Genomic DNA, 24,571 nt, shown 5'->3' with positions numbered 1-24,571 from the left:
ACTACTTTCCGATATAAGTTTCTACTTGCTTTTTAGCTTCAAAACGGTTATTCACAATGGGTACTTCTTGGCGTACTTGTGTGAAGTACTCGTTAGGGCGGGGTGTGCCAAAAACATCATAAGCCAGTCCGGTGCTGACAAATAACCAACCAGCAATAAATAATGCTGGGATGGTGATGCTGTGAATTACCCAGTAACGAATGCTGGTAATAATGTCCGAAAACGGACGTTCTCCAGTGGTACCTGACATTGATTTCCTACCTTCACAAAGACAGTTATTGAGTTTATTATCCTACAAAGTTTAGAAAGAGTTACAACTTGCAACGTCCTTCTCAGAAATCTGGATAATTACAGAGGCTTGTGTTACCTTAAGCTGGCTCTGCTGGGGAGGTTGTGGCCACGTTGGGGTTATATTTCAGTAAAACGCCGCGATCGCCAATGATAAATCCTTGGTCGGGTTGGAAGAACACAATTTTGTAAAAGTTGGCAGCGACTGTTTCAACATCCCGGTCTTTTTCCCAAGTTTTACCACCATCAGCACTGTGCAGTAAATTACCACTACCACCACCTACCCAAATATCATTAGGTGTGCGATAGGCTAAATCCAGTAAACCCCAACTCGTAGATAATTCGGGATTTTGTGCTTCTTGCCACTCCTCGGGTTTGGTGGGGTCGCTAAATTGCACTTGTCCACCCCGCGCCAGCATCCACATTTGTCCATTGTCAGCAAAGCCCATGTTTTCTACACGGCGAGAACTATTGCGGTTATGGGGTACCCATGCATTTTGCCCTGGTTCCCAAGTAGAGTAAAAGCTACCTTTAGCAGAAACCGCAACATATTTACCATCAGTAGAACGTTCTAAGTTACGTACCACACCCACAGCTGCTTCTACTTGAGCTTTCCAGTTTTTACCACCGTCTTTGGTTTGATAAATTGCGCCTACATCCGTAGCCATCTCAGCAGTATCTGCCCCTAATGCACTGATACTAATAGGATTACCAGGTAATTTTTCACTTAGGGGAATGCGCGACCAAGAACGGCCTTCATCTGTAGTATGCAGTAGCAAACCAGGCTCGCCAGCAATCCAACCTTCTTTACCTGCAAAACTAACAGCATCAAAGCGATACCTAGTGTCATCCAAGGCTAGGTTTAAGGGTTTCCAACTATCTCCACCATCATTGGTTTCTAAAATGGTGGCATTGCTACCGACTATGTAGCCATGTTGAGGATTTTCTGTAAAAGCAATATCAAACAGCTTTGCTTCTGTGGGGACAGAAATAACTGCCCAGGGGTTATAGCTGGTAGAAGGAACTTTGCTACAACCTATACACATCAGGACAACTATCAATACGGCAAATATTCGTTGCCAACTTTTCAAAATTGCGTGCATCAGTATTTTTTATTTCTTAGTTGTTTCTAAATTTGTGTACGGGTTTGGGAAAAAGATTTACCAACCTCAAAATTGAGTGGTGGCTGCTAAATACCGAGACTGGGCAACAAATAGTATCTATTGTAACCCGTAGAGACTGAGGAAAAATAAGAAAGCTAGTGCTAAAGCACCGAAAATCAGCAGGTTTTTTTGGGTAGGTGTCAAGGTGTTGACACCTAAGCCATAACCAAGATTTTCGCGAAAGCCTGATGCTTGACCTGCTGGGCCGATGTTGGTGAAAGCTTGCTTCTTTGCACTACATACAGGACAGCGCCAATTTACGGGCAGTTCTGCGAAGGGTCTTCCAGGGGGAATTTCATATTTGTCATCTCCCTTCTCAGGTTCATAAATGTAACCGCAGGAGCGACACTCATAGCGGTCTAATACTTGAGTTTCAACAGCTGGTTCGCTTTGTTCGCTCATTGCTTAGGCCTCGCAGAGGGGCAAATATTAAATATACGTTACAAATTATGACATAACTGTTAGATTTTTCTATCACAACTAAAAACGAATCAAATACCTTCAGAGCTTCTGTTTCCCAGATTTCAGAAAAGCCTAAAAGATATAATGTAAAAGAAAGTTACAGCGTTATTTACACCATAAGCGGTAGATATCCATTGTGTTTGTTCTCAGCGGTTACGAGTACCTTCTAGGCTTTCTCATTATCTGTAGCCTAGTGCCTGCCCTGGCGCTCTCAGCGTCCAAGCTCCTACGACCCAGCGGCAAAAGTGCGGAACGGCGCACCACATACGAATCCGGGATGGAACCCATTGGCGGAGCCTGGATTCAGTTCAACATTCGCTACTATATGTTTGCGCTGGTCTTTGTCGTCTTTGATGTGGAGACTGTGTTTTTGTATCCTTGGGCGGTAGCTTTCCACCGTCTAGGGCTATTGGCATTCATTGAAGCGCTAATTTTTATTGCAATTCTTGTAATCGCCTTAGTTTACGCATGGCGTAAAGGAGCTTTGGAATGGTCTTGAATTCTAATTTACCAACTCAGGACAAAGAACGCATCATCAACCCAATTGAGCGTCCCACTGTCACTCAAGACCTTTCAGAAAACGTGATTCTGACTACGGTTGATGACCTTTACAACTGGGCACGCCTTTCTAGTTTATGGCCGTTGCTATTTGGTACGGCTTGCTGCTTTATTGAGTTTGCAGCTTTAATTGGCTCTCGGTTTGACTTTGACCGCTTTGGGCTAATTCCCCGTTCCAGCCCCCGCCAAGCCGATTTAATTATTACGGCTGGCACAATCACCATGAAGATGGCACCTCAATTGGTACGTCTTTATGAACAAATGCCTGAGCCAAAGTATGTAATTGCAATGGGAGCTTGTACAATTACAGGCGGGATGTTTAGCGTTGATTCCCCCACGGCTGTGCGTGGAGTTGATAAACTCATTCCTGTAGATGTGTACTTGCCTGGTTGTCCGCCGCGTCCAGAAGCGATTATTGACGCAATTATTAAGCTGCGGAAGAAGATAGCCAATGATTCCATCCAAGAACGGGATCAAATTAAGCAAACTCACCGCTATTACAGCACAACTCACAACTTGAAGCCTGTAGCGGAAATTTTGACTGGTAAGTATATGCAGTCAGATACTCGCTTTACACCACCCAAGGAATTGGCGGAAGCGATTGGTTTACCAGTTCCACCTGCTTTATTGACATCCCAGAAACAGAAGGAGGAAACAAACCGTGGCTGATGAAGAATCTAAGCCAGTACCAGCAGCCGAAGAGTCTCTGGTAAAAGCCGGAAAAGTTTCCCAGTGGTTGAGCGAAAATGGCTTCGACCATGAAGTTTTAGCACCCGATGTAAACGGAGTAGAAATACTCAAGGTGGAACGAGATTTCTTACTCCCCACTGCTACAGCTTTGTATGCTTACGGGTTTAATTGTCTCCAGTTCCAAGGTGGTGTTGACCTCGGCCCTGGGCAAGAGTTGGTGAGTGTATATCACTTAATTAAAGTAGGTGATAATAGCGATCGCCCTGAAGAAGTACGATTGAAAGTGTTCCTCCCACGGGAAAACCCCACAGTGCCTTCAGTCTACTGGATTTGGAAGACTGCAGACTGGCAAGAGCGGGAGTCTTATGATATGTTCGGCATTGTCTATGAAGGACACCCCAACCTGAAGCGGATTTTAATGCCTGAAGATTGGGTAGGTTGGCCTTTGCGGAAGGATTACATCTCGCCTGATTTCTACGAGTTGCAAGACGCTTATTAGACAGTGTTGAGTGCTGAGTGTCAGCAGTGAGAAGTGTGATATCTCATCCCTAACCCCTCTCCGGCGGCGGAGAGGGGTAAATTTTTTGGATGTTTCACAAAAGCGCAATTTTTCACCTATTCCCAGTTTACTTTTTAAAATAATTTGAAAATGTTACTTTGAGATAATTTGAGGGAAATCTATAAATGTAGCCTCCAGACAATGAGATTATGTCACTCTTTTATCGGCAAATATGGAGTGATTATATCTATAGTTTAAAGGGCTAATTGTTTGATAAATTTCAATTGCTCATTTTTTCTTAAGTCATGAGATGTTATTAGAAAATATCAAACTATCTGAACTACCATCGGTTTATTTATTAGATAAAGACAAGTTACCAAATTGTGCAGCTATCTACTTTGTTTCTGATAGCAAAGGTCAGATTATTTATATTGGCAGAACAATCAACTTAGCTGCGCGGTGGCGAGAACATCATAGATTTAAACAGCTAAAAAGATTTAATCGCAAAGACCGTATTAATATTAGTTGGGTAAATTGCAGTAATCAGATCAATGCTCTTCCAACTATCGAAAATGAGCTAATCAATTTATATAAGCCGCCATTGAATTGGTCGAAAGTTGTAGCACCAATTAGAAGAATAACTCCAGCCGAGACAGCATTACAGCAGAGTCTCCAGCAATTGGCTAACTGTAACACTATGATATTTGGATTCGATCCAATTGCTGATGAAGAACCACCAACAATATATTTGGTTTATCCTGTTTACGATAGGCGTGGTTTATCAGGAACTATCAGATCTGCGCTGAAAAATATTAATAAAAAAGCTAGCACACTGAAGTGGAAAGAGTACCATACAGACCCTAAGCGGTTAGGAAAATTTGGCTATTGGCAGACTGATTACAACGGTATACGAATAGATGTAGCGCCATTTCAGAGTTTAGTTCACTTTATGGATAATTCGACTCGTCGCACTATTGCAGGGGTTGAACTTATGGCTTTTAGTAGTGAGCAACTAGAAATACTTCTAGAAAATACACCAGAGTTTAAGGAAGAAGCTTCCGGTTTAGAAGCTTTAGAGGATGACCCTATTCCCATAGAACTAGTTGATAAAAAATATCAGAGCAATACTAATAATGAAAGTGTAGTAGAAGTTGAACCTTGGGAGGAATTAGAACCAATGGCTGAAGGTGAAGCTAGAGTAATGACTCGTCAATTTTTATTTGTGGATGATGTGGAAATAGAGGTGTGCGCTAACGAAAATGGGAAGCATTTTGTTAGGCACAATGTTTATTGGTGGATAGAAGGCAGAAAGAAAACTCCTGATCCAAAGTATGATTGCATCCTGGAAAATTTAAAAAGTGCAGTAGATAGACTACCTACTATCAGATGGTCTGGCTATAGGTTTAGATTTGAGACTATTGTATTCAGTGAAGATGATGTAGAGGTTGAAAGTGTAGTACTATTACCACTGGGAATGTTTGAAGACCTAATGAAGGAAAAATCAAGGTTTGGTGGCACTATAGAAGAAATTCAAAGAGATGAATCTAAATTAACCCCAAAACATCCAGCAAATATAAAATTATGTGTATGGCTGCAAAGTCATTCATTATCTTCTCTACTATCAACCAATAACAGCTAAATAGAATCACTGTATATAAGTAAATATGCGATCGCCTCGCCTCAGAAAAGTAAAATTCAAGTTCTCAGCCTCATCAATCAAGCTTTAATCTCCAAGTTCCGTGTTCTGAACTCAAAGTTTCCTGTTCCAAACAAGAACGTTTCTATTTCAAGTGAGAATGTTCTTATTTCAAATGAGAACGTTTCTGTTCCCAGTGAGAACTTTCTTGTTCCAAACGAGAATGTTCTTGTTCTGAGGGGGAATGATGTTGTTCTGAGTGCGATCGCTTGCAATCCAGTATCAAAATCCACTATTCACCTTCCGTATTTTTACAAAATGAATATTATGTTCATTCATTGCGCCTTGAAAAGCCATTAGGTTGGCTATAAATCACAGTGAAATTACAGTTATTCTCTGTGCAAACTTATTTTTGTAAAGAACAGAATATATACAGATATTGACTTTCGGAATTAATTAACATTTTTTGTAGTGAATTATTGCAGCTTATAAATAAATATTAAGCATCAAATATTTTGTTTAAAAAAATGTGATTGAAATTGATATAAAAAAATCACAAAAACAGAGATAATTTTGTAATCGTAGAAACAATAAAAACTATTCACTAGAATTGTGTTTAATTTTTGAGTAACTGCTTCGACTTCCGGGAGAATTGATCGATGAAGTCGCCGTTGCAATCGAACTGAAGAGCAGTTACGCGCAAGCAGATGTGAAGTGAACTAGAGAAAATAGCAGAGAACTGAGAATTTATGGCTAATAGTAGTGCAGTTACCGCAGCGCTACGCTTAAGCGAAAAGTTACCTTTTCCGTTAAAGCGTTTGGCAGATTTGGCTTATAACTATTGGTGGAGTTGGAGTGGCGATCGCATTGCGCTATTCCAAACTATCGATCCCCAAGAATGGGAACGCTGTGGGCATAACCCAGTGGCGATTTTAGAGTCAGCAAGTTATGAACGTCTGACTCAATTAGCAGAAGACCCTTTTTATCTGAAGCAAATCTCTGCCTTGGCAAAAGAGTTTGACCAATATCTGCTGCAGAAAGATACTTGGGTAAGTGGCGTTGCACCGCAACTTAGCAAAGACAATCCCATTGCTTATTTTTGCGCGGAATTTGGTATTCATGAATCCTTACCAGTCTACTCAGGTGGCTTAGGAATTCTGGCTGGGGATCACCTCAAATCATCCTCAGATTTGGGTGTACCAATGGTGGGTATAGGCTTGCTATATCGCCAAGGCTACTTTCGTCAACGCTTGAACCGTCAAGGTTGGCAAGAAGATTATTATATTGATAACCCTTTCCAACATATGCCCATTGAGTTGGTGAAAACTCAAAATGGGGAACCGTTGATTATTCACCTAGATGTTCGTCAAAGGCAAGTAAAAGTCCAAATTTGGCAGGTACAAGTCGGGCGAGTAACTTTATATTTACTCGATAGCGATCGCGAAGACAATGATCCCATTGACCGCTGGCTAACTGGACACCTCTATGGCGGTAACTTAGAAACCCGTATCGCCCAAGAAGTAGTATTAGGCATTGGTGGTGTCCGTGCTTTGAATGCTTTAGGTATTCAACCTTCCGTCTATCACCTCAACGAAGGACACGCTGCTTTCTGTACATTAGAAGTTGCCCGTTTAGAAATCGAAAAGACTGGCAAATCTTTCTATGACATAGAAGCAACGGTGCGGAATCGTTGTGTATTCACCACCCATACCCCCGTTCCCGCCGGACATGATGTCTTCTCTCCAGATTTAATTGACTCCTATTTTGCTCAATACTGGCCCCAGTTGCGACTTTCCCGCGAACAATTTTTGGCATTAGGCGCAAGAAGATTGGGTGATCCTTGGGAACCATTCGGAATGACGGTTTTAGCTTTGCGGATGACTCGTGCTTGCAATGGCGTAAGTGAATTACACGGTCAAGTTTCCCGCAAAATGTGGACTGTCCTTTATCCGCAACATTCAGAAGATAAGGTTCCCATTGGTTACATTACTAACGGTGTTCATGCACCTACCTGGACTGCGCCTTTATTAGGTGACTTGTACAATCAGTATTTAGGCGAAGACTGGAAAACTCGCGCCATGTTGCCGGAAATGTGGGCGAAAGTTGACGATATTCCTGATGAAGAATTGTGGTGGCGACATCGTGTCCTCAAAGAAAGGCTTATTGCCTACACCCGTTATAAAATCAGGAAAGCTAGGGAACAACGGGGAGAGGATTACCACTTTATTCAATCTACTGACACCCTGCTAGATCCCGATGTGTTAACGATTGGATTTGCTCGTCGCTTTAGCCCGTACAAACGCGGGGATTTAATTTTACGAGATGCAGAACGGGCGAAGAAGATTTTCAGTAATGCTCAACATCCAGTTCAAATTATCTTCGCAGGGAAAGCTCACCCGGCTGATGAAGAAGGTAAACGAATTATCCAACGATTGATGGAATGGTGCCGTAATTCTGGGCTGAATAATCGTGTTGCCTTTATTGAAGATTACGACATTTACACCGGACAGAAACTTGTGCAAGGTGTGGATGTATGGCTAAATAACCCCCGTCGTCCTCTAGAAGCATCAGGTACCAGTGGGCAAAAAGTCTGCTTTAACGGTGGACTAAATTTAAGTGTCCTTGATGGCTGGTGGTGCGAAGGCTATAAGGCTGGAAGTGATGGTAAAGGGCTTAATGGTTGGGCTATCGGTGAAGATGCTCACACTAGCGATCAAGAATTACAGGATCGCATAGATTCTCAATCGCTTTATCAGCTATTAGAACAAGAAATTGTACCCTTGTACTATAACCAAAATGCTCAAGGTGTTTCCTCGGGTTGGGTGCAGATGATGAAGACATCAATTAAAACCAATGCACCATTATTTAACACCGATAGGATGATTGCTGACTATGTTTCCCAGGTTTACGTCCCAGAAATTGCTAAGAGTGTAGAACCGATTTTAGCGAAGGTTCTAGTTTAGAAAGTTTGGGTTTCCTGGTTAGATGATAGAGGTGGCTTAACCACCTCTTTTTTTTGAAAGCGGCGGGAAACTCCATTCTCTTTTGGGTTCGTAAGGTGTGCGCCCCGCCGCTTTGGGGATGGGGCATTGGGCATTGGTAATTTCTTTCCCATATCCCATTTTCTATTTTTCATTTCGCTAAACTTGGATACAGCCTTGCCATTGCTTGCGGTTCATGGCTGTATTTGCCACTGTGCTGTGGTTGGTATGTCTCGTTATACAAACACAAACTGTTGGGATTTTTGCTGACAAACTGCATCATCCGCCGATGGGGTTCACCACGGAAGAACTGTTTCAAGTCATGGGCGGAACGCCAGTAGCTAACCATAATTACTTCGTTGGCTGCACAAATTCCTGCTTTTACCTGCACGCAGCCTTCAGCTTTGGTAGTTGAACTCCCGATCCAAAATAGATTTTTCCACATCCAGAAAAACCCAGCGCGATCGCGCGCTATGATGCCGTTGACAAAGACAACAGCCTCAGGACTTTCTGGCAAATTAATTTGGTAAATTGAATAACTCACGGCACTACCCTCTTGAGACTTGTTGATGGTGTTGCTTTGTGGCAGATAACATATTCAATTAAGATATTATTCACTTAATTGAATATTTATTCTAAGTTATATTCAACTAAGTGAATATGTCAACCCATCACCCATGTCTCTTACCTATGCCATTCTGTCGGTCTTAGTTAGCGCCCCTAGTAGCGGCTATGACCTTGCCAAGCGTTTCAACCCCTCGGTAGAAGGGTCGGTTGGTTTTTTCTGGAGTGCCAGTTTTCAACAGATTTATCGAGAACTGAACCGCTTAGAACAAAAGGAATGGCTGCAAGCTGAATCTGTACAGCAAGAAAATCGACCCGATAAACGTATCTATACTGTGACGGCTTTAGGTAAACAGCATTTATGTGAGTGGATTGCTGAATCTGAGGAAATGGCACCCCTCAAGGATGAATTGCTGTTAAAACTTTATGCTGGGTATCTTGTACCTCAGCAAACGATAGTAGCCAAGCTGGAAGTGCATCGTCGGCAACATCAGCAGCGATTAGCAATCTATCAAGAAATTCAGAACCAGTACTTCCAGAAGCCGCAAGAGTTGTCCAACACCTTCAAGTTCCAGTACATGACGTTGCTGAAAGGAATTCACTATGAAATGGGCTGGCTAGCTTGGTGTGACGAAATCATGTTATTGCTGAAGTAGGCGTTGTACTCTCAGATGGGCATCTTGCCCCATTTACAAGTGAATCAAAGAATTTAATCTGTTAGATAGAAGTGTTTTCAATCAAAAATTAACCGCAGATAGATACAGATAAATTTGTACATCAAGAGATGGAAAAACGCTATATTTATCAGTGTAAAAACTATGGCATAAGTGCTAAATATAATTACAAATTATGATGATTTTCCCTGTTTATATTTGGTTGGGTTCATTGCGAATTCATCCTCATATTTTATTTGAATCTTTAGCTTATGCTATAGCATTTCGGTTGTTAATATTTCGGCTTCGCAAAGATGCGATCGCACCTAGCCAGCGCAGTTCTGTAATTGTGGGCGGTATGATAGGCGCTTTAATTGGAGCAAAACTTCTGGTAGGGCTGGAACATATTAATTTTATTTTGCAAAATCAGCAGCAGTTTCTATTACTATTACTCCAGGGTAAAACAGTTGTAGGTGCACTTTTAGGTGGATTAATTGGTGTAGAACTTACCAAAAAAATTATTGGGATTCATCAGTCTACAGGTGATGTATTTGTGTATCCTCTGATTGTTGGCACAGCCATTGGTAGAATTGGATGCTTTCTCACGGGATTGAGCGATCGCACTTATGGAATCGCCACACAATTACCTTGGAGTATAGATTTTGGTGATGGTATTCTCCGCCACCCCACGCAATTGTATGAAATCTTATTTTTAGGCTTGCTAATTATATTTTTGCAATTTCGTAGTCGCTATCACTATCAAAATGGCGATTTATTTAAATTTTATTTAATTTCTTATTTTAGTTTTCGTTTTCTGGTAGATTTCATTAAACCTGATTTTCACCCTTTCTGGGGTTTGAGTGCAATTCAAGTGGCTTGTTTACTAACTATTGTGTATTATCGCCACACCATCTCTCAGATATTTCAATTTAAAACCTGATTTACATTTAAATTTAGAAACTCTTAATAATAGGAGTTCTTCAGTACGCTATATAAAATCCATAAATCTTGCTTGTTTAGCATCGCGTCTACCCTGGTAACAACTTACAAATTTATTTATCATGCCTACTCGTAACTATCTCTTTTATGCATTAACTAATAGCGTTTGTTCAAAATGTTTAGTCAAGGTAGAAGCAAAAATTATATTTCAGGATGATTGTGTTTACTTAGTAAAACATTGTCCCACCCACGGACGCGAAGAAGTTTTAATCGCGGATGATGTTGAATATTATAAAAAATCTCTAGAGTTTATTAAACCTGGAGATATGCCATTAAAGTTTAATACACCCATAAAATATGGCTGTCCTTATGATTGCGGACTTTGCCCGGATCATGAACAGCATAGCTGTTTAACATTAATTGAAGTTACAGATAAATGTAATCTTTCCTGCCCTATATGTTATGCCGATTCTGGTGCAGAAGAATTTTCAGAAATCTCCCATCAACCAAGACTGCATCGGAGTCTAACGCAAATTGAAAAAATGATTGATGCAGTTGTCGCCAATGAAGGAGAACCGCAGATAGTGCAGTTAAGTGGTGGAGAACCTACGATTCATCCTGAGTTTTTTCAAATTCTCGATATTGTCAAAACAAAGCCGATTAAGCATTTAATGATCAATACCAATGGCGTAATGATTGCTAAGGATAAATCTTTTTGCGATCGCCTCAGCCAATATATGCCAGGCATTGAGATATATTTGCAATTTGATAGCTTTGAATTAGAGGCTTTAAAAGAGTTACGCGGTGCAGATTTACGGGCAGTTAGGCAAAAAGCAATTGAGCATCTTAACGAATATAATATTTCTACAACTTTGGTTGTCACTCTCAAAAAAGGTCTGAATGATGGTGAGATTGGCAAAATTATTGAGTATGCTTTGCAGCAGAAATGTATTCGAGGCGTGACATTTCAACCAATACAAGCAGCAGGAAGATTAGAAGGATTTGACCCTAAACGAGATAGATATACTTTAACCGAAGTCCGACGCTCCATTTTAGAACAGAGTCCTTATTTTAAACCTGAAGATATTCTCCCTGTTCCCTGCCATCCTGATTCTTTAGCGATGGCTTATGCATTAAAACTAAATGGTCAAGTAATACCGTTAACTGGGTTAATTAATCCAGATGTTTTTGTAAAAATTATGCCTAATAGCGTACTTTATGAACAAAACGAAGAACTGAAAAAACAAATATTTGAATTATTTTCAACAAGTCATTCACCCAATTCTGCGGCTTTATCGCTCAAGCAGCTTTTGTGTTGTTTGCCAATGATTGCTGTGCCAGAAGGTATTAACTACTCCAATGTATTTCGGGTAATGATTGTGCAGTTTCTTGATGCTTTTAACTTTGATGTCCGTTCTGTCAAACGCTCTTGTATTCACATTGTGCATCCAGATGGTAGGATTATTCCATTTGATACATTTAATATGTTTTACCGCGAAGGCAGTGCTGGCTACCATTTAGTGAATAATCGTAATTCGTAAATCTAATTTACCAGTGTCATCTATAGGACTCAGTTAATGTCTCAAAGGAATGAAGGGTTACAGATTTTTTTAGGAATATTAATTTTATTTGGTTTGCATTTGATAGCAGTAGGCATCATATTTGGAGTAGGTTTACTTGCTGGTCAAATATTTGGCTATGCTAATTATAGTTATTTAGGTATTTGGCTGATTGGCGGTTGGGGATTTTTTATTTGGCAGCTTTTATATGTCATTCCTTTATGCATTTTGCTCAGAAGACAACAGCGCCTAGCAATGATGAAAGGTGTAATTATTGGTGCCGTGATTACAGCTTTATTAAATGGTAGTTGTTTCTTGTTAGTATTTGCTAATCGTTAAATTAATCTTTTATACATTTAATATTTCATAAAATGGGCAGGTAAAATGCTCTATTTTTATAGGTTATTATTCATTTAAAAATGAAAAGAGGTGCTATAAAGTAACGCACGCAAAGCATTGTTACAGATGCGTTACGCTATCGCTAACGCATCCTACATGAATTTCAAAAATTAAATAAAGTGCCGCTATATATAGAGAAAATCTGAGCAACATCTCCAGTTACTCAGACTTGTCGGTGCTGTTCTGTGTCTCATCTAACTACAGCAGCACAAATCTCTATTTCGACAATTAACTCAAAATTTTTGCAAAAAATCTGATATTTTTTGACTCGCCTACATAGCAATTAGTCAAAAGTCCTTGCAGACAAGACTTTTAATCAAAAATTCAAAATCCAAAATCCAAAATCCGTCGAAGGTGTTGACTCTATAGCAGTTCATCAAATATGATTTTAGATTGTCTGTCTAATTCCTGCTCGGATCAGGTAGACATCCTACAAAAGCTGGCAAAAGCGCTAAATCGCATCTCCACAACAGAGATTAGCCAGATACCTGTACGGCAACCTCAAGGACAATTTCATGACTTACGCAATTATTGAAACTGGCGGCAAACAACTTAAAGTTGAGGCTGGTCGCTTTTACGATATCGAGTTACTGACTGCCCAACCTGATGAGAAAGTTACAATAGATAAGGTTTTACTCATACAGCACGATGGCGAAGTCAACATTGGACAGCCACTAGTGTCAGGGGCGACTGTAGAAGGGACAGTATTACGACATCTCAGAGGTCGTAAAGTCCTGGTATACAAAATGAAGCCGAAAAAGAAAACCCGCAAAAAACGCGGACATCGCCAGGAAATCACTAGACTGTTGATTAATTCTATTAACCTCAATGGTACAGTCCTAGCAGCGGAAGAAGCAAAAGCTGCTGAAGAGACTTCTGCTGAAGAAACCGCTGCTGAATAATCAATAACAGTTAGGTCAAAAAAGGAAATTATGGCTCATAAGAAAGGAACAGGTAGTACACGCAACGGTCGTGACTCTAATGCTCAACGTCTTGGTGTAAAACGCTACGGTGGTCAAGTTGTTCGTGCAGGCAACATTCTCGTGCGCCAGCGCGGTACCAAATTCCACCCTGGTAACAATGTTGGCATTGGTAGCGATGACACGTTGTTTGCCTTAATTGATGGCGTTGTTACCTTTGAAAGAAAAGGTAAAACCCGTAAAAAAGTTAGTGTTTACGCACCTGCTGCGGCTGCTGAGGCAACCGCTAGCTAAAAAAAGGGTGGGCATTGCCCACCCTTAAAAATTTATACTCAATAAACTGTGAAATTAACGAATTAACACGTGACGCACAAATAGCATTTGCATTGCTGCACCTAAAGCGACACCCGCCAGTGAAAGTAGAGATGTCAGCCAAAAAGCTTTTCCTTCCTTCACACCTGCTGCTTGAAAATCTATTCTCGCTAAGATGGCGGCAGCAATAATTAGCAAAGTGTCAAGGAACATCCGAAACCAAGCAAGCATGACAAAAAACAGGAATGCTGCGAAAACTGAAAATACAAAAGTCCTGGTACTGGATTTAAATACAGTACTAGAAACTCGTGCCAAATTTGTCCAGGGAACGGTTAAGCTTCCTACAAACAGCAAGATAGCAAGCACAGTTATTGCCCAGACAAATAAAGGGGCTTTTGTCTCGGATATGACCCAGCCGAGGGTGCTGTAACTTAGTAATAATAGTGTTAGGGAAACCCAAGGTATGCGTTGCAAAATCGACATGGGTTAAGTTTTTGGTAGCAAGTTAAACCATTATTACTCAACTAAATGAAATAACAAAAGACTTGATAGGATGAGGTTTTGGGAGTTTTTACAGATATAGCTCCCGAACTTGCTCCTTGATAGTAGGACTGTATGGGTCTGTTGTTGGGAGCGATCGCACACCACAATCAAGAAACATTTGAGTCAAATGTATAGATTGTTAATCTCATGCCGTAGACTATAACTCTATCATCTGATGTTTTCTAGCTGTTAACAATCGTTGATGATGCTCTGGCTGACATCTTGTAACATTGCCATAACTTGAGGTTGGGTAGTGTCCACAATATAATCATCAGGATTTGAATAAAAGGTTAGCAGGTACCAAATCTGCAAAATTGCTTGTATGTTCTGGCTTTCAGCCATTGTTGATGATGTTGTTGTCACAACATCCCAGCAAGTTCACAGAGAATTTGCAGACAAACTAGTTAAATTTTTTCTTAAACATTTGTAAACTGTTAGCAGCCGAGTAGCCGCGTGTCACATCTTGTTAAGGAATTATCATGAGACAACTTGTTATTGTTGAGCGCGTATGCCTGATTGGTCATATCGTGTCGATGGTGTTTGGACTTGTAGGCATACTACTAGTTGTGCCGAATGCGGAAATTATTATGAACCTAACTGAGGTTGGGCAAACCGCCATGCAGTGGAGTATGGCTGGAGGCGGTGTTGTTTATATGATTTTGGGCGCAGCGGCTGTCTTTTTGTATGCCTACCGGACGTTGGGATTGGGTCGCGCTTTGGCATTTTTGCTGCCATCAGTGTTTATTTCCTTAGGAAGCGAACTGTCGGGAACCAGCACTGGCTTTCCTTTTGGGCACTATAGTTACCTCAGTGGACTGGGCTATAAAATTGCTGGTTTAGTTCCCTTCACAATTCCCTTATCGTGGTTTTATGTGGGATGTGTTTCTTACCTATTGGCGCGTGCTGGCTTAGAAGTAGACAAAAAGCCTAGCTTGTTGCGTCATATAGGTGCGATCGCATTAGGTGCTTTATTATTAACCTCTTGGGATTTTGTCTTAGATCCAGCCATGAGCCAAACCTCTCTCCCCTTCTGGTATTGGCAACAACCAGGCCCATTCTTTGGTATGCCTTACCAAAACTTTGCTGGCTGGCTGGGAACAGGTTCACTATTTATGACTGTGGCAGCATTCCTCTGGAGAAACAACCCCATTAAATTAGAGCGATCGCAACTCAATTTGCCTTTGATAGTTTATTTAGGCAATTTCACCTTTGCGACTGTAATGAGTTTGGCTGCTGGCTTCTCTATCCCTGTATTGCTTGGCTTGTTAACAGGTGTAGCTCCAGCTTTAGCACTTTGGTGGCAAGGTTCAAATGGACAACCTGTGGCGATCGAACCAGCAACTCAGGAAATTTCAGTAGCAAATGTCAAAGTTGCTTTGAAGTAGTTTTGGGGATTGGGGTTTGGTGTTTGGAGGACAGTGAGGAAACAGGGAATAAAGCAGACGAGGAGAGAAATACTCATATGCTCTATACCCTATGACGGCAGTTGCTACAACGGAGGAGACCTCCGCAACGCACTGCCTCCCCTATGCCCCATGCCCCATACCCAATGCCCCATGCCCTAGGAGATGATGCTTTGATTTTAGTTAGCAACCTATCGCTTTTATTACTATTACTGCAAATACCAGCAACAGCGATTCTTCTTTCAAGATTATTTAAGGGGCCGACACGCCATCCGCCGATTCAACCACAACAGCCTACACCAGATATTTTGGGTAGTGTCAGCGTTGTGGTGCCAACACTTAATGAGGCTTTGCGTATTAGCCCTTTATTAACTGGCTTAAGTAAACAAAGTTATGAAGTTAGGGAAGCGATCGTTGTAGACAGCAGGTCGCAAGATGGTACGCCAGAATTAGTCAAAGCCGCGCAACAGCAAGACCCCCGTTTTCGTGTATTTACAGACGATCCTTTACCCCTTGGTTGGGTAGGTCGTCCTTGGGCTTTACATAATGGCTTTTTGCAGAGTTCTCCAGAGAGTGAATGGTTTTTAGGAATGGATGCTGATACTGTACCCCATCCTGGTTTAGTTGCTGGTTTGGTGCAGACAGCCAAAGCCCAAGGTTATGACTTGGTATCGCTTTCACCTCAGTTTATTCTCAAATATCCAGGGGAATGTTTGCTACAGCCTGCTTTGTTAATGACTCTGCTGTATCGATTCGATCCGGCTGGTGTGAATACAGAACAGCCAGAAAGGGTAATGGCTAATGGTCAATGCTTTTTATGTCGGCGTTCGGTTTTAGCTGCTGTAGATGGTTATACCAGCGCCAGTGGTTCATTTTGTGATGATGTTACCTTAGCTCGATATATTGCTGCTCAAGGTTTTAAAGTAGGCTTTTTAGATGGCGCGAAGGTGCTAAAGGTGCGGATGTATGAGGGTGCAATTGAAACCTGGAAAGAATGGGGACGCAGCCTCGATTTAAAAGATGCATCACCCCGCGCTCAGATTTGGGGAGATTTATGGCTACTTTCAGCAGTGCAAGGTTTACCCCTAATAATTTTACTTAGTTACGGTTTGCTGGCTCTCCTCTTCCCCCAGCCATCCCTGCTTCCCTTGAATTTATTATTAGGACTAAATATATTTCTGCTAGTGATTCGCTTTGCGATGCTATTGGCGATCGCACCTTCCTATGATCGCACAACTGCTAAAGCCGGCTGGTTATTCTGGCTTTCACCCCTAGCCGATCCTCTAGCTGTACTGCGAATCTTCTTATCTGCATTCCGCACTCCTAAGGAGTGGCGGGGAAGGAAGTATAGTTAAGGGTCAATTGGAGAGACGCGATTAATCGCGTCTGTACTCAATGGTCAAGGGTTAAGGGTTAAGGGTTAAGGGTTAAGGGTCACAATTATTTTTTCCTTGTCCCCAATCCCCAATCCCCAATCCCTAATCCCCGCTACTCCTCCTCACCTCCTACCTGATCGCCACGTTCCAATTCCCAGAGAATTTGATTACCTTCACGTCTTACCCGTGAAACTATCCAGTTACGCCAGCGCCATTGGTCGCCGCGACTGGTAACGGCGCTAGCGTGAACATCCATGAGGTCAGCGAGTTCGGAACTGGTGATTAAATAACCTTTTGTGGCGATTTCATCAGCGATCCGTAGGGTTTCAACCAAGTCACGCAGTTGTTCTACCCTCAGGGCTGGTGGCTTATCTTCAATTGGACTAGTAGAGTTTGTGATAGTTGGCTCCATAATTGTTATATTTGATGCAAGAGTACTGCTTTCTGGTATCCTTGTGTCAATTATTGTAGAGGTTGCTGAAGATTCAGTTACTTTTGCTACATTTATTTGATTAGTTTGTGGTAAAGATTGATCGGCATCTGTGGTAAAAGATTGTTTAAGATCTGGAACTCTACCACTAGCAAAAGTACGAGCAATGACATCGCAGCGCTCGTTACCTACATTACCAGAATGACCCCTGACATATTCCCACTTTACTATATAACTATTAAGTTCGTCCAAGGTTTCTAACAGGTCTTGGTTTTGCACGGGTTTACCATCGGCTTTTTTCCAACCTCTTTGTTTCCAGCCTTTGATCCACTGGGTAACAGATTTGATCAAATATTCGCTATCGGTATAAAGGGTGATAGGTTGAGTTTGTCCAGATGTTTGCAAAAATTGCAGACCTGCGATCGCAGCTTGCATTTCCATTTTATTGTTGGTGGTGTGGGATGATGCGCCGCCGATTTCGTGAATTGAGCCATCATTGAAATAAACGACTACACCCCAACCCCCAGGGCCAGGATTTCCTGTACAAGCGCCATCGGTGTAGATACTTTGGATTTTGCGTTGGGACATAGACAATACTATCCAGTTAAGTATTTTGAATTCATAATTTAGTTTAGGGAAAAGGGGAAGGGATAAGGGTTAAAGGTATTTTGTTTTCCTTTCCCTTTTCGCTTTTTCCCTCTTAACCGAAAAGTATTAGAAGATGAAATAACCGAATGTACCCATGCGGTTATTTAGCGGCGTATTTTAGCCTTGCCACGCCAGTAGGCTAACGCACCTTCCATGATTTGTTGACGGTGCGGCGCTTGGCGACAACACACCCTACCATTTTCAATAAATTTAAATTTTGCATGATAGAAGGATACTCAATACTTGTCGGTTAAGGGAAAAAAGGGGAATGGGAAAAGGGACAGAAAAAACATTTAACCTTTTCCCCAAAACCAATTTTGAAATCAAAACGCTTACTTGAGTATTATTGGCAGGATACCAGTAATTGTAAAAGCTGCCCAGAAGTATGGGTGATTATAGGGTTGATTAATGGGTTCTAGTTGATTCTTAAGATTATTTAAATGACGTAATAAAAAACGGCGCAAAATACCTTCGTCTTCTGGGAGTTTAGCAATTTCCTCTGCATACCATGCGGCTAGTTCATCATGAGTGACATTCCGCAGCCATTGGGTAGCTTCAGCTAAAGCCACTACCTTGGATTTACCTTGTTGTAACCGTTGGTAAAACTGAATCATCACTAAAGCACTAGCGGCTGATTCCACAGTCCACAGAGTACTGACAACAGAAGCCACGCCGCAACTCATAAAACCACTGACAAGTCCCACATATTCTGTGGTGATGGTGTGATTACCTGTAATTGCTGTTTCGCAAGCAGCTAGGCTGACGAGTTGATAGCTGCGTAAATCAAAATCGCGGATATCTGTGAGAGTCAGTTTATCTTTATCTGCTAACACCAAGAAAGATAAAGCTGGATTGTGGAAATTATATTCGCCATGCCCAGTAAAGTTTAGGATACCGTAGCCTTGAGGCAAAGCCTTGATAACTGCATCTTTTGTGGCTTCCTCAGAACGCTGGCGGGTGTTGTGGGGAAAGATGCGACAAATCGCCTCCGATTCAACTTGAGCAAATTCTAGTTCGGGATAACCTGCGCTGTTGGGATGTTCGATACTGAGTAGCTGATGACTTAGCTGATTTTCATTGCTTTGGGAGATTAAGCCTAATTGAATGCTGGGTAAATAGCTGATGGTGAATTCTCTTGGAAATAGGGTATGCAGAGGAAAGCGGTGTAAGTCGCGGTGGGGAATGAGAATTAACTGGGTAATATCTGAGATTTGGGAAACAATAGCGTTAATGTCGAGAATTTCACTCAGTTGATTCAGCATTGCGGGTAAATTGTCGCGCCAAGTTTTTGCGTCTTCGCTATGCTTGTCTTTACTTTGGCGATAATTGGCGTATTGTTCATTCCAAGTTTTCAGCCAGCTTTCAAAATCACGCAGACGTTGTACTGGTGTTAGAGACTTTGCTCCTAAGACAATGAGTGATGGTGTATTGTGCTGGAAGATGAAAGTATGTAAGGCGGCTGGGCTGAGATGCCAATAAACTATGGCAGTATGGGGATTGAGTAATTGTTTCATTTCCACCCATTTAGGAGATTCATCACTCCACCCATCTAGCAGCCAAGACATACAAGCATTTTTTCCTTGTTCTGCTAATTCCAAGGCTGTACTTAAGTTTCTTGACTGCACGGCTAAATCTACAGTTAACTGTTGAAAGCCTGCAAACTTCAAAGCTAACTGCTTTTTCTTTTCAGGACTTTTGCACTCATCCAATAAACGCCGTAAAATATCAGTTCCCCGTCGCTTGAGTTCTTCTGCTTTAGCTTTTTCCCCCAAATTCAACTGCACGCGAATTAAATTCTGTAATACTTCTAGATGCAAATGGGGAAAATCTGCTGCTGTGAGAGTTTTTAGTGCTTCGTTGTAGTTGGTAACAGCTTTGTACCAATAGCTGTGGGGACGAGAATCGGCTCTCCCTCGGAAGTAGAGAGCATTACCCATTGCTTGATATAATTTTCCCCAACCTTTGGGGTGGGTGTCTTGATAGCAGTACTTTAACCCTTCCTCATAACTGGCTAATTCTCCTTCATAGCCTCGCTGGTTAAGCAGAGGATTTTGGATTGCTACTGTACTCAACAAAGCCAGCAAGCGATCGCAATTCACAGAATTACCAGCTGTCATACCCCGGTTTAGCCAAGCTTCGTAGAAGTCAAAGGAGATTTCTATGGCTTTGTCAAATGAGGCGATCGCTTCTTCAAATAGTTGGAGATCGGATAAGGCTGCGCCTCGGTTGTTCCAAGCAAATTTATTGTTAGGGTTGATTTTGATAGCTTTGTCATAAGAGGCGATCGCTGCTTTATAGTCTCCCATTTCACTCAGCGTTAACCCCCGGTTATTCCAAGCTAAGTCATTTTGAGGTTTGATAGCTATAGCGCGATCATAAGCAGCAATTGATTCTTGAAATAGCCGCAATTTTCTTAATACTAAACCCTTATTATTCCAAGCTTGATAATAATTTGGTTCAAGTTTTAAGGCTTGATTATATGCATTTAGTGCTTCGCCAAACTGCTCTAATTCCGTGAGAATGTTCCCTTGATTATGCCAAGCTAGATAAGCTTGCGGTTGAATTTCTATCGCTCGCTCATAAGATATGAGTGCATCTGACAATTTCTTTAACGCGTGCATTGCTGCACCGCGATTTACCCAAGCTTGATAGTAGTCTGGTTTGATGGCTATAGCAGTATCGTAATAAATAATTGCTTGTTCAAATTGCCCATGTTGATTTAATATATAGCCCCAATGGAACCAAGCTTGATAATAATCAGGTTTGATTTTTACGGCTTGATCGCAACAGGCGATCGCTTCCGTAAATCGTTTTAACTGACTCAAAATTTCAGCTTGTTTGTACCAAGCTTGGTAAAAGTCAGATTTTACTTCTATGGCTTTCTCTAATGAAGTAACTGCTTCATCAAATCTTCCTAACTGTTCCAGTGCTGTAGCCCGATTAAACCAAGCTTGGTAAAAATCAGATTTGATTTTTATGGCTTTGTCACAAGCAATAATTACTTGCTCAAATTGCTGTAATTGATAAAATGCTGCGCCCTGGTTAAACCAAGCTATATGTAAGTTAGGGTTGATTTTGGTAGCTTTTTTCAATGAAGCGATCGCACCTGCAAAATCACCATACATCAATTGTTGATTACCTTGGTTAAACCAAGCTGCTGCGTCCCCTTGTTCCTTACCTTCCTCTGCATTTGCTGGGCGAGATTCTTCAAAAACCTGGTTCGTTGCTTTCCCACACCCTAATAAGCGCACACCAATATCATAGGCAACATCACTAATTTCCCCAGCGCCCAACTCCCCTAAACGCACTATCCGACTCGCTAACGCATCATTCTCTTGGGGCAATGCTAATAAGGTTTCACCAAAACCACGCAACCATTTGGCTAAATTTCTCTGATTGATGCGATTTGCATCCAAAAAACCTGTTACTTGTCCTCGACTCCAGCTTTCATCATTGACTCTTACCAATAAATGAATAAATAACGATTCATACTCCGTATCTTCCAACTCCCTGCGTATTTCTGCTAGCTTTTCTTCTGTTAAATAATTATAACTAGACTGTTCATTGCCGGATAATTGCTGAATATAATCCTTGATTAATAGCCAAAGCTGCTGGAGCATCTGCTGCAATCTTGTATCAGTTTTATCAGATATTTTACTTGAGAGAGTTACCCGAGAGAATGTGTTTCAAGTCTAATTTAATACTTGTTACAAATGCCTAAAAATTACAGCCTTCTCATTTTGGTGTTTTCCGCTTTATTGCTGACTCGTTAAGCCTTAACGCTTTCTTATTCAATCACGAGCAAATTCTACAGTTAATTTTGATACAGTTCAGATAAAATCATGAGTGATTGATTTGTTAGTCGTGTAGAAAGCTAGCTCAATTGGGGGATTCTCCCCCAAACCCCCGATTGGGAGACGGTTGCGTCCCCCAATCCCCCTCCAAAAGGATTGATCTGTTTTTTGTTGAGTAAATAGTTTTTTGGTTTTGTTGCCGATTAATTTTCTTAGCTTAAATGTATTTAAATATACTATTTTTACTGCTGGCGATCGCTATAACTCATCACTTCACCAAAAAAATACATAAAGTCGAATTTAGTAAGCTAAAGCAGCTATTGCTTTCTCCATTTAGTATATTTAGCAAGCCAAAGCAGATATTGTTTTCTCACCAGCAGCTTTTGCTTTCTCCATTCGGTATATTTAGCAAGCTAAAGCAGCTTTTGCTTTCTCATCAGCAGCTTTTGCTTTCTCCATTCGGTATATTTAGCAAGCCAAAGCAGATATTGCTTTCTCACCAGCAGCTTTTGCTTTCTCCATTCAGTATATTCAGCAAGCCAAAGCAGATATTGCTTTCTCATCAGCAGCTTTTGCTTTCTCCATTCAGTATATTTAGCAAGCCAAAGTCGATATTGCTTTCTCAAATTGGATAATTGGTAATTGGTAATTGGTAATGGGTAATAATAATTTCCCCTTTTCCCCAGTCCCCAGTCCCCAGTCCCCAATCCCCAGTCCCCAATCCCCAGTCCCCAATCCCCAATCCCCAATCCCCCGAATCAATCCCTCTTTTCCCAACGTCGTGATCTAATATTGTTGGGTATTCTATAAAATTGCGATCGCCTGAGACTGATGATTGAAGTTGAGCATCTAAGTAAGATATACGGTTCGACTCCAGCGATTACTGATGTGACTTTTAATGTCGAACCTGGGGAAATTTTAGGGTTTTTAGGCCCTAATGGTGCTGGTAAAACTACTACTATGCGGATTTTAGCTGGTTATTTACCCGCAACGAAGGGGACGGCGAAGATTGCTGGCTTTGATGTCCATGAGAATTCTCTGGCTGTGCGTCAGCGGATTGGCTATTTACCAGAAACGCCGCCGTTATATCCAGATATGACGGTGGAAGGGTTTTTGCATTTTGTCGCCAGAATTAAAGGAGTATCCGCAGGCGATCGCAATCATAAAGTAACAGCTGCGATCGCCCGGTGTAATTTAGAAGATAAGCGTAAGGTACTGATCCGCAAGCTGTCTAAAGGATACCGTCAAAGAGTGGGGATTGCTCAGGCGATCGTCCACGATCCACCAGCGATTATTTTAGATGAACCGACGGTAGGACTTGACCCCCGGCAAATTATCGATGTGCGGAATTTAATTAAAAGTCTTGCCGGCACTCATACTATTATTCTTTCTACCCACATTCTCCCAGAAGTGAGCATGACCTGTAGCCGCGTTGCCATTATTAATCGCGGTAAAGTCGTCGCCACCAATACACCAGAAAATCTCATGACACAGTTGACAGGTGGCTCTGGGTATGAATTAGAAATTGAAGGCGAAGCTAGCCTGGCAAAACAAGTATTGCAAAACATATCAGGTGTGAGTCTGGTAGAATCAATTCCTACATCTGGGAGTCATCACCCAGTTTCAGCAAACCGCGCCTATTTACGAGTAATATCACAACCAGGAAGCGAACCCGGAAAAGATATTGCTGCCACAATAGTCCGTGCGGGATTTGCTTTATATGAAATGCGCCGTGTCAGCGCTACCCTAGAAGATGTGTTTTTGCAGTTAACAACAGAAGAAAAGAATTTAGAATCTATCCAAGACTCAGCCCCCAAAGAAGGAGAAGCAGCGTAGATGGGTATAGTACTGAGTAATATTATTGCCATTTATCGCCGAGAATTGCAGAGTTATTTTGTATCACCTTTGGCTTATGTGATTGCTGGCATATTTTGGTTTATTTCTGGCTTATTCTTAGTCATGATTTTGCTAGGGCCAGGTGGTATTTTGCCAACAATCACCGCCTTAGATTTACAAGGACAACAATTAGGAGTACCAGTACCGCCGATTGATGTTCCTTATGAATTTGTAAGGGCATTTCTAGACCGGATGGGATGGCTATTATTATTTGTACTGCCCATTCTTTCTATGGGACTTTATGCCGAAGAACGTAAACGCGGCACTTTAGAACTATTAGCCACGTCACCAGTTACAAACTGGGCAGTAGCTGTGGGTAAGTTATTAGGCGTGCTAACTTTTTTCATCACAATGGTTGTACCTTTGCTAGCACTGGAAGCATTTGTGATTCAACAATCAAATCCACCTATGGCACCAACCATGCTGTTATTTGGGCATTTAGGATTAATCTTGCTAGCAGCCGCAATTTTGTCTTTGGGAATGTTTATTTCATCGTTAACAGATAGTACAATTCTCTCTGCTGTATTCACTTTTGCAGTGATTTTATTACTGTTATTCGTTGATTTACTTGCTAAAACTGTCCCCGGCCCCATTGGCGAAGCCTTGAGTTATATCTCCTTACTCAAACATTTTAATACTTTTATCGAAGGCATTTTTGATACTAGCGCCCTACTGTTATTTCTCAGTTACATCTTTCTGGGTATCTTCCTCACATCTCAATCAATTGATGCCCTACGCTTTCAGCGTCAATAAATAAGAGTCCAAAGTCCAAAGTCAAGAGTCCAAAGTCAAAATTCTCCACTCTTAACCCTTGACCCTTGACCCTTGAACCTTGACCCTTAACTCTTGACCCTTGAC

25 protein-coding genes are annotated in these 24,571 nt (G+C 41.5%); 17 read left to right on the top strand and 8 right to left on the bottom strand.

The window, feature by feature from the left end; genetic code table 11:
- Position 1 precedes the first annotated feature (1 nt).
- From psbE to AACU25_RS06990, 3 genes are all read right to left on the bottom strand, one after another.
- Entirely contained in the window at positions 2 to 250 is a 249-nt protein-coding gene (gene psbE / locus AACU25_RS07000) for a cytochrome b559 subunit alpha (protein ID WP_045872957.1), read from the bottom strand.
- A gap of 118 nt (positions 251 to 368) precedes the next feature.
- Positions 369 to 1,391, bottom strand: a complete 1,023-nt coding sequence (locus AACU25_RS06995; protein ID WP_096574512.1) for a photosynthesis system II assembly factor Ycf48 — start codon at positions 1,389 to 1,391, stop codon at positions 369 to 371.
- A 117-nt stretch (positions 1,392 to 1,508) separates the two neighbouring features.
- Positions 1,509 to 1,853 (bottom strand): rubredoxin, encoded by a 345-nt coding sequence (locus AACU25_RS06990; protein ID WP_096574511.1) that lies wholly within the window; start codon positions 1,851 to 1,853, stop codon positions 1,509 to 1,511.
- Between the two features lie 196 nt (positions 1,854 to 2,049).
- Between AACU25_RS06990 and ndhC the strand changes: the two genes are divergently transcribed.
- The 5 genes from ndhC to glgP all read left to right on the top strand — a co-directional run bounded on the left by ndhC (position 2,050) and on the right by glgP (position 8,259).
- Positions 2,050 to 2,412, top strand: coding sequence for a photosynthetic/respiratory NAD(P)H-quinone oxidoreductase subunit C (ndhC, locus tag AACU25_RS06985; RefSeq protein ID WP_045872960.1), 363 nt, complete (start codon positions 2,050 to 2,052; stop codon positions 2,410 to 2,412).
- The gene (ndhK, locus tag AACU25_RS06980) at positions 2,403 to 3,140 is read left to right on the top strand and encodes a photosynthetic/respiratory NAD(P)H-quinone oxidoreductase subunit K (RefSeq protein ID WP_045872961.1); all 738 of its coding nucleotides are present in this window, start codon (positions 2,403 to 2,405) and stop codon (positions 3,138 to 3,140) included. The genes ndhC and ndhK overlap by 10 nt, the downstream gene beginning before the upstream one ends.
- Positions 3,133 to 3,660, top strand: a complete 528-nt coding sequence (locus tag AACU25_RS06975) for an NAD(P)H-quinone oxidoreductase subunit J (protein WP_096574510.1) — start codon at positions 3,133 to 3,135, stop codon at positions 3,658 to 3,660. The genes ndhK and AACU25_RS06975 overlap by 8 nt, the downstream gene beginning before the upstream one ends.
- Positions 3,661 to 3,970: 310 nt before the next feature.
- Positions 3,971 to 5,299 carry a GIY-YIG nuclease family protein gene (locus AACU25_RS06970; RefSeq protein ID WP_096574509.1) on the top strand — a complete coding sequence of 443 codons (1,329 nt, stop codon included), beginning with the start codon at positions 3,971 to 3,973 and terminating at the stop codon, positions 5,297 to 5,299.
- 746 nt (positions 5,300 to 6,045) lie between these two features.
- Entirely contained in the window at positions 6,046 to 8,259 is a 2,214-nt protein-coding gene (gene glgP / locus AACU25_RS06965; RefSeq protein ID WP_096574508.1) for an alpha-glucan family phosphorylase, read from the top strand.
- 169 nt (positions 8,260 to 8,428) lie between these two features.
- Here glgP and AACU25_RS06960 read toward each other — a convergent pair whose 3' ends face one another.
- Positions 8,429 to 8,821, bottom strand: a complete 393-nt coding sequence (locus AACU25_RS06960; protein ID WP_096574507.1) for a monooxygenase family protein — start codon at positions 8,819 to 8,821, stop codon at positions 8,429 to 8,431.
- A 133-nt stretch (positions 8,822 to 8,954) separates the two neighbouring features.
- Between AACU25_RS06960 and AACU25_RS06955 the strand changes: the two genes are divergently transcribed.
- The 7 genes from AACU25_RS06955 (at position 8,955) to rpmA (ending at position 13,605) form a co-directional block, all read left to right on the top strand.
- Positions 8,955 to 9,497 (top strand): PadR family transcriptional regulator, encoded by a 543-nt coding sequence (locus AACU25_RS06955; protein WP_096574506.1) that lies wholly within the window; start codon positions 8,955 to 8,957, stop codon positions 9,495 to 9,497.
- Between the two features lie 196 nt (positions 9,498 to 9,693).
- A complete protein-coding gene (locus AACU25_RS06950; protein WP_096574505.1) occupies positions 9,694 to 10,434 on the top strand; it encodes a prolipoprotein diacylglyceryl transferase family protein in 741 nt (246 codons plus the stop codon).
- 121 nt (positions 10,435 to 10,555) lie between these two features.
- Entirely contained in the window at positions 10,556 to 11,974 is a 1,419-nt protein-coding gene (locus AACU25_RS06945; protein WP_096574504.1) for a radical SAM protein, read from the top strand.
- Between the two features lie 36 nt (positions 11,975 to 12,010).
- Positions 12,011 to 12,331: a hypothetical protein gene (locus AACU25_RS06940; RefSeq protein ID WP_096574503.1), complete on the top strand. Its 321-nt coding sequence runs from the start codon at positions 12,011 to 12,013 to the stop codon at positions 12,329 to 12,331.
- A gap of 442 nt (positions 12,332 to 12,773) precedes the next feature.
- Entirely contained in the window at positions 12,774 to 12,926 is a 153-nt protein-coding gene (locus tag AACU25_RS06935; protein WP_155539512.1) for a hypothetical protein, read from the top strand.
- Complete coding sequence (gene rplU, locus AACU25_RS06930; protein ID WP_045872970.1) at positions 12,907 to 13,293, top strand: 50S ribosomal protein L21; 387 nt, start codon at positions 12,907 to 12,909, stop codon at positions 13,291 to 13,293. The genes AACU25_RS06935 and rplU overlap by 20 nt, the downstream gene beginning before the upstream one ends.
- 30 nt (positions 13,294 to 13,323) lie before the next feature.
- A complete protein-coding gene (gene rpmA, locus AACU25_RS06925; protein ID WP_045872971.1) occupies positions 13,324 to 13,605 on the top strand; it encodes a 50S ribosomal protein L27 in 282 nt (93 codons plus the stop codon).
- A gap of 54 nt (positions 13,606 to 13,659) precedes the next feature.
- On the opposite strand, the gene AACU25_RS06920 is transcribed toward rpmA, so the two are convergent.
- Together AACU25_RS06920 and AACU25_RS06915 are read right to left on the bottom strand one after the other, a co-directional pair.
- On the bottom strand, positions 13,660 to 14,106 hold the full coding sequence (locus AACU25_RS06920) for a hypothetical protein (protein ID WP_096574502.1): 447 nt from the start codon (positions 14,104 to 14,106) through the stop codon (positions 13,660 to 13,662).
- Positions 14,107 to 14,355: 249 nt separating this feature from the next.
- Positions 14,356 to 14,529 carry a hypothetical protein gene (locus tag AACU25_RS06915; protein WP_190445616.1) on the bottom strand — a complete coding sequence of 58 codons (174 nt, stop codon included), beginning with the start codon at positions 14,527 to 14,529 and terminating at the stop codon, positions 14,356 to 14,358.
- A 116-nt stretch (positions 14,530 to 14,645) separates the two neighbouring features.
- Between AACU25_RS06915 and cruF the strand changes: the two genes are divergently transcribed.
- On the top strand, positions 14,646 to 15,551 hold the full coding sequence (gene cruF / locus AACU25_RS06910; protein WP_096574501.1) for a gamma-carotene 1'-hydroxylase CruF: 906 nt from the start codon (positions 14,646 to 14,648) through the stop codon (positions 15,549 to 15,551).
- 164 nt (positions 15,552 to 15,715) lie between these two features.
- Positions 15,716 to 16,924, top strand: coding sequence for a 2'-O-glycosyltransferase CruG (gene cruG / locus AACU25_RS06905; RefSeq protein WP_096583551.1), 1,209 nt, complete (start codon positions 15,716 to 15,718; stop codon positions 16,922 to 16,924).
- 133 nt (positions 16,925 to 17,057) lie between these two features.
- On the opposite strand, the gene rnhA is transcribed toward cruG, so the two are convergent.
- Both rnhA and AACU25_RS06895 read right to left on the bottom strand, forming a co-directional pair.
- Positions 17,058 to 17,963, bottom strand: coding sequence for a ribonuclease HI (gene rnhA / locus AACU25_RS06900; RefSeq protein WP_096574500.1), 906 nt, complete (start codon positions 17,961 to 17,963; stop codon positions 17,058 to 17,060).
- A gap of 392 nt (positions 17,964 to 18,355) precedes the next feature.
- On the bottom strand, positions 18,356 to 21,643 hold the full coding sequence (locus AACU25_RS06895) for a CHAT domain-containing protein (RefSeq protein ID WP_096574499.1): 3,288 nt from the start codon (positions 21,641 to 21,643) through the stop codon (positions 18,356 to 18,358).
- A gap of 395 nt (positions 21,644 to 22,038) precedes the next feature.
- On the opposite strand from AACU25_RS06895, the gene AACU25_RS06890 reads away from it, so the two are divergent.
- The 3 genes from AACU25_RS06890 to AACU25_RS06880 all read left to right on the top strand — a co-directional run bounded on the left by AACU25_RS06890 (position 22,039) and on the right by AACU25_RS06880 (position 24,466).
- Positions 22,039 to 22,452, top strand: a complete 414-nt coding sequence (locus tag AACU25_RS06890) for a hypothetical protein (RefSeq protein ID WP_190445617.1) — start codon at positions 22,039 to 22,041, stop codon at positions 22,450 to 22,452.
- Positions 22,453 to 22,648: 196 nt separating this feature from the next.
- Complete coding sequence (locus AACU25_RS06885) at positions 22,649 to 23,653, top strand: ABC transporter ATP-binding protein (RefSeq protein WP_096574497.1); 1,005 nt, start codon at positions 22,649 to 22,651, stop codon at positions 23,651 to 23,653.
- Positions 23,654 to 24,466 (top strand): ABC transporter permease, encoded by an 813-nt coding sequence (locus AACU25_RS06880; RefSeq protein WP_096574496.1) that lies wholly within the window; start codon positions 23,654 to 23,656, stop codon positions 24,464 to 24,466. It begins immediately after the preceding gene.
- Positions 24,467 to 24,571 lie beyond the last annotated feature (105 nt).

The sequence above is a fragment of the Tolypothrix tenuis PCC 7101 genome (genome assembly GCF_963874875.1).
Lineage (GTDB): Bacteria > Cyanobacteriota > Cyanobacteriia > Cyanobacteriales > Nostocaceae > Aulosira > Aulosira tenue.
The sequence above is the reverse complement of the archived record's forward strand: the minus strand, read 5'-3'. Positions and strand labels throughout refer to the sequence as shown.

Bases quoted from the DNA above. Each gene is read 5' to 3' on its own strand.
- rplU (WP_045872970.1), top strand. From the start codon at position 12,907: ATGACTTACGCAATTATTGAAACTGGCGGCAAACAACTTAAAGTTGAG.
- AACU25_RS06990 (WP_096574511.1), bottom strand. From the start codon at position 1,853: ATGAGCGAACAAAGCGAACCAGCTGTTGAAACTCAAGTATTAGACCGC.
- AACU25_RS06995 (WP_096574512.1), bottom strand. From the start codon at position 1,391: ATGCACGCAATTTTGAAAAGTTGGCAACGAATATTTGCCGTATTGATA.
- glgP (WP_096574508.1), top strand. From the start codon at position 6,046: ATGGCTAATAGTAGTGCAGTTACCGCAGCGCTACGCTTAAGCGAAAAG.
- rpmA (WP_045872971.1), top strand. From the start codon at position 13,324: ATGGCTCATAAGAAAGGAACAGGTAGTACACGCAACGGTCGTGACTCT.
- cruG (WP_096583551.1), top strand. From the start codon at position 15,716: ATGCCCCATGCCCTAGGAGATGATGCTTTGATTTTAGTTAGCAACCTA.
- AACU25_RS06955 (WP_096574506.1), top strand. From the start codon at position 8,955: ATGTCTCTTACCTATGCCATTCTGTCGGTCTTAGTTAGCGCCCCTAGT.
- rnhA (WP_096574500.1), bottom strand. From the start codon at position 17,963: ATGTCCCAACGCAAAATCCAAAGTATCTACACCGATGGCGCTTGTACA.
- AACU25_RS06970 (WP_096574509.1), top strand. From the start codon at position 3,971: ATGTTATTAGAAAATATCAAACTATCTGAACTACCATCGGTTTATTTA.
- AACU25_RS06935 (WP_155539512.1), top strand. From the start codon at position 12,774: ATGATTTTAGATTGTCTGTCTAATTCCTGCTCGGATCAGGTAGACATC.
- AACU25_RS06890 (WP_190445617.1), top strand. From the start codon at position 22,039: ATGTATTTAAATATACTATTTTTACTGCTGGCGATCGCTATAACTCAT.
- psbE (WP_045872957.1), bottom strand. From the start codon at position 250: ATGTCAGGTACCACTGGAGAACGTCCGTTTTCGGACATTATTACCAGC.
- AACU25_RS06950 (WP_096574505.1), top strand. From the start codon at position 9,694: ATGATTTTCCCTGTTTATATTTGGTTGGGTTCATTGCGAATTCATCCT.
- AACU25_RS06880 (WP_096574496.1), top strand. From the start codon at position 23,654: ATGGGTATAGTACTGAGTAATATTATTGCCATTTATCGCCGAGAATTG.
- AACU25_RS06885 (WP_096574497.1), top strand. From the start codon at position 22,649: ATGATTGAAGTTGAGCATCTAAGTAAGATATACGGTTCGACTCCAGCG.
- AACU25_RS06945 (WP_096574504.1), top strand. From the start codon at position 10,556: ATGCCTACTCGTAACTATCTCTTTTATGCATTAACTAATAGCGTTTGT.
- cruF (WP_096574501.1), top strand. From the start codon at position 14,646: ATGAGACAACTTGTTATTGTTGAGCGCGTATGCCTGATTGGTCATATC.
- AACU25_RS06895 (WP_096574499.1), bottom strand. From the start codon at position 21,643: ATGCTCCAGCAGCTTTGGCTATTAATCAAGGATTATATTCAGCAATTA.
- AACU25_RS06940 (WP_096574503.1), top strand. From the start codon at position 12,011: ATGTCTCAAAGGAATGAAGGGTTACAGATTTTTTTAGGAATATTAATT.
- AACU25_RS06920 (WP_096574502.1), bottom strand. From the start codon at position 14,106: ATGTCGATTTTGCAACGCATACCTTGGGTTTCCCTAACACTATTATTA.
- ndhK (WP_045872961.1), top strand. From the start codon at position 2,403: ATGGTCTTGAATTCTAATTTACCAACTCAGGACAAAGAACGCATCATC.